The organism is Micromonospora sp. M51 (assembly GCF_018070305.1).
Lineage (GTDB): Bacteria > Actinomycetota > Actinomycetes > Mycobacteriales > Micromonosporaceae > Micromonospora > Micromonospora parva.
Genome location: NZ_JAGPXZ010000592.1, coordinates 1 through 3,954, shown reverse-complemented (window position 1 = coordinate 3,954; position 3,954 = coordinate 1). Strand labels below are relative to the sequence as shown.

The following is a 3,954-nucleotide window of genomic DNA, read 5'->3' as shown; positions in this document are numbered from 1 at the left end:
CGGACGTGCCGGGCACCGTCGACGCGGCGCTGGTGTCCCGGCTCAACGACCGTGGGGTGGTGGTCACCGCGCGACACTGGATCGCCCCGACGACCGGAGCGGACCGGACCTGGTTCGGGTCGATCGTGGGAAGCGACCCCAACGACCTGAGCACCGGCGTCCTGATCGCCGGCCTCGGGCTGCTGGAGGTCGTCCTGCTGGTCGGGCCGGCCTTCGCCGTCGGCGTCCGTCGCCGCCGGCGGGATCTGGCGCTGGTCGCGGTGGCGGGTGGGGACGCCGCCCAACTCCGCCGGGTCGTCCTGGCCGACGGTGTGGTGCTGGGCGTGCTGGGGGCCGCTGCCGGCCTGCTGGTCGGCGTCGGCGCGGCGTTCGCCGGTCGCCCGCTGATGGAGCAGTACGTCTTCAGCGCCCGTTTCGGTGGCTACCGCTGCTGGCCGAGCGCGCTGGTCCTGCTCGGTGGTGTCGCGGTGCTGGCCGGGGTGCTCGCCGCGCTGGCGCCGGCCTGGACCGCCGCCCGGCAGGACGTCAGCGCCGGGCTCGCCGGGCGACGCACCCCGGCGAAATCCCAGGGCCGGTGGTTGGTTCTCGGACTGACGCTGGTGGTCGGCGGGGCGGGGCTGGCGGCGTTCGGGGCCACCCAGACGTCCCCGGCGGTGGTTCTCACCGGGCTGATTCTCGGCGAGTTGGGCCTGGTCTGCTGCACGCCCACGCTGCTCGGGGCGCTCGCCCGCCTGGGCCGGGTGTTGCCGCTGGCACCACGGATCGCGCTGCGCGACGCCAGCCGCAACCGGGCCGCCGCGGCACCTGCCATCTGCGCCGTGATGGCCGCCGTCGCCAGCAGCGTCGCCCTCGGCGGATACCTCGCCAGCGACGTCGCCCGCGACGCGCGCGCCTACCGGCCGGCGCTGCCGACCGGCCACGTGATGGTCAACCCGATCGGATCGGCCGGGCAGCCCACGCTGGCCCAGATCACCGACGCGGCCCGCACCCAGTTCGGCGTCGGCGCGGTCGCCCAGGTGCAGACACCGGCCTGCGGGGCAGGGCCCACCGGCTACTGCGATGTCACACCAGTGCTTCCGCTGACCCGGGCCTGCCCCTGGCAGCCCGGCGTCCAACTCCCCGCGGCGCAGCGCCAGCAGGCCCGCGCCGACCCCCGCTGCCAGATCCGCGAGGCGGACTACTTCGGCGGCTACGTGGAAACCGGAGTCGACGACGGGACCGCGCTCCCCCTGCTCACCGGCGTGGACCCGGCGACGACCGCCGCCGCCACGGCCGTCCTGCGCGCCGGTGGCGTGGTGGTGACCGACCCGCGCTACCTGCACGACGGACTGGTGACCGTCCGGGTCGGCGACGTGGGGGGCGAGCCAAACCGTCCGATCACGGTCCGCGACCTTCCGGGGTACGCGCTGCCCCGGGCGACCGGCCAGCCCCGTCTGCTGCTCTCCGCCGCCGCCGCCCGGCAACTCGACCTGACCTGGTCTCCGACCGGCTGGGTGATCGGCACCACGACCCCGCCCGACGAGGAGCAACAGGCACGGTTCACCGCCGCCATACGGCCCTTCGGGACGTTCTCGCTGATGGTGGAGTACGGCGGCGCGCCACGCGACGTCTCACCGTTGCTTCTCCTGCTCGCGGCCGCGGCCGGGTTGATCACCGTGGGGGCGGCGGGGATCGCCACCGCGCTCGCCGCCGCCGAGGGGCGCGCCGAGCTGACCACCCTCGCGGCCGTCGGCGCGGCCCCGGCGGTACGCCGGCTGCTGGCGATCTGCCAGGCCGGGGTCATCGCCGGTCTCGGGTCGGTGCTCGGCATCGTGGCCGGCCTCGGCACCGCCGCTATCGTGCTGGTCTCGGTGAACCGGCAGTACGCCACCGACTGGCCGGTGTCCGACCCGTACCCCTTCCTGGTGCCGTGGCCCGCGCTCGGGATCCTGGTGCTGGTGCCGGTGGTGGCGATGCTCGGGGCGGGCCTGTTCACCAGGGCCCGACTGCCGATCGAGCGGCGGCTGGACTGACTGATCCGCCGGCGATCGAAAGGGGACCGCTCAGGGGTGCCGTCGGGGCCGGGCAGCCGGCAGACTGATCGGCGTGTCAGTGCTGGGAAGAGTCACCCGTCGGCTCGGTCATCATCGTTGGTTCGGCGCGGCCGCACGGCTGTTGGTCCCCGCCGATCGGGTGGTCGGTCGCCTCACCCGGGGCCGGGTGGTAGCGCTCGGCCTGATCCCGTCCCTGGTGATCACCACGACCGGCCGCCGCTCCGGCAAGCCGCGCAGCAATCCGCTCGTCTACGTGCCCGACGGCGACGCGTACGTCGTGATCGGCTCCAACTGGGGGCAGACGCACCACCCCGGTTGGGCGATGAACCTGCTCGCCGATCCCGCCGCCGAGGTGGACGTGAAGGGCCGGCGGGTCGCGGTGCGGGCCGAGCGGGCGACCGGCGCCGAACGGGACCGGTTGTGGCAGCTGCTGGTCACCGAGTGGCCCGCGTACCGGACGTACGTGCAGCGGGCCGGCGACCGGGAGATCCACATCTTCCGGCTGGCCCCGACCGGGCGCGGCGCGCCCGACGGTCCGCCGTCGGCTGGCTAGGCTGACGTTCGGTAGCGAAAGGCGGACCCGTGAGTGAACAGGCCAGTGTCGACCGGGGCCTCGACGACCGACGGTGGACGGTCGCGGAGCGGGTCGCCGAGGCCGTCCAGCGGCGGTTCCCGGCCGACGTGCTCGCGATCGCGGTGCACGGGCCACTGGCGCACGGTGACGACGACGGCGGTGGGGACCGCGAGGCGGGCATGCTGGTGGTCACCTACCGACCCGGGACCGGCCCGCCACCGGCGACCCGGCGGGTGGACGGGGTGCTCGTCGACCTGACCGTGGCCGCCGCCGACGACTACCTGGCCCAGGCCCGGGTGCTCACCCCGCTGTGGCCGCTGACCGCCGACCGGTACGTCACCACGCAGGCGTTGCACGATCCGACGGGTTGGTTGCGGACGCTGCGCGACGAACATCTGGGCCGGCTGGCCCGGGCCCGTCCGGCGGAGTTCAGCTCCGCAGCCCGGCAGGCGTGGTACCGGGGCAGCGCGGCGCACTCCCGGGCGGCCCGGCTCGCCGAGTGGTACGAGACCGATCAGGCTCTGCTGATGCTCGGTGAGGCCCGGTTGGCGGCGGCCACGGTGACCGGCCTGCTGAGTCGCACCTACTTCCGTGATCCGGGTGACGCGGTACGCCGCACCGGTCTGGCCGGCGCGGACATGACCGAGGTGGGTGTGGTGCTGGCCCGGCAGGCCGAGGAGCTGGCCGCCCGGGGCCGCGCCGTCGACGGCACCATCGACGAGCTGCTCAGCACCTGACGCGCGTCACAGCCCGCCCGACACACCGATCAGCGCGCCGATCAGATAGGTGGCGCCGGCCGCTGCGGCACCCAGCAGCAGCTGGCGCAGCCCACTGGTCCACCACGGACGGTTGGTGAAGCGGGCCACCACGGCACCGGCGACGAACAACCCCAGCCCGCCGACCGCGAGGGTCAGCCAGAGTTCGGTGGCGCCGAGCAGGTACGGCAACAGCGGAACCAGCGCGCCGATCGAGAAGAACAGGAACGACGAGATCGCCGCGGCCCACGGGCTGGGCTGGTCGTCGGGGTCGACGCCCAACTCCTCGCGGACGTGCACCCGCAGCGCCTCCTCCGGGTCGCGCCGCACCGCCTCGGCGACCTGGGTCGCGAGGTCCCGGGGCAGACCCCGGGCCACCCACGCGTCGGCCAGCTCCCGGGCCTCCGCCTCGGGGTGCCGTTCCAACTCCCGGCGCTCCTTCGCCACCTCGGCGGCGACCTGCTCGTTGGCGGAGCGCACGCTGGTGTACTCGCCGAGCCCCATCGAGATCGCGCCGGCCACCAGGCCGGCGGTGCCGGTGAGCACGATGCTGCGGGGCGACACCCCGCCGCCGCCGACGCCGGCGATCAGG

General features: G+C 74.9%; 4 protein-coding genes. 3 read left to right on the top strand and 1 reads right to left on the bottom strand.

All coding sequences use genetic code 11. The features are described from left to right. From KBX53_RS25135 to KBX53_RS25125, 3 genes are all read left to right on the top strand, one after another. Positions 1 to 2,012: ABC transporter permease (locus tag KBX53_RS25135; RefSeq protein WP_210861976.1), on the top strand; the 2,012-nt coding region annotated here is incomplete at its 5' end. Positions 2,013 to 2,085: 73 nt separating this feature from the next. Further along, positions 2,086 to 2,586: a nitroreductase/quinone reductase family protein gene (locus KBX53_RS25130; RefSeq protein ID WP_036412576.1), complete on the top strand. Its 501-nt coding sequence runs from the start codon at positions 2,086 to 2,088 to the stop codon at positions 2,584 to 2,586. Positions 2,587 to 2,615: 29 nt separating this feature from the next. Then, a complete protein-coding gene (locus KBX53_RS25125) occupies positions 2,616 to 3,344 on the top strand; it encodes a hypothetical protein (protein WP_030337616.1) in 729 nt (242 codons plus the stop codon). A gap of 6 nt (positions 3,345 to 3,350) precedes the next feature. Here the strand turns inward: KBX53_RS25125 and KBX53_RS25120 are convergent, their stop codons facing one another. Next, the gene (locus KBX53_RS25120; RefSeq protein ID WP_247676179.1) at positions 3,351 to 3,953 is read right to left on the bottom strand and encodes a VIT1/CCC1 transporter family protein; all 603 of its coding nucleotides are present in this window, start codon (positions 3,951 to 3,953) and stop codon (positions 3,351 to 3,353) included. Between the last annotated feature and the right edge of the window lies 1 nt (position 3,954).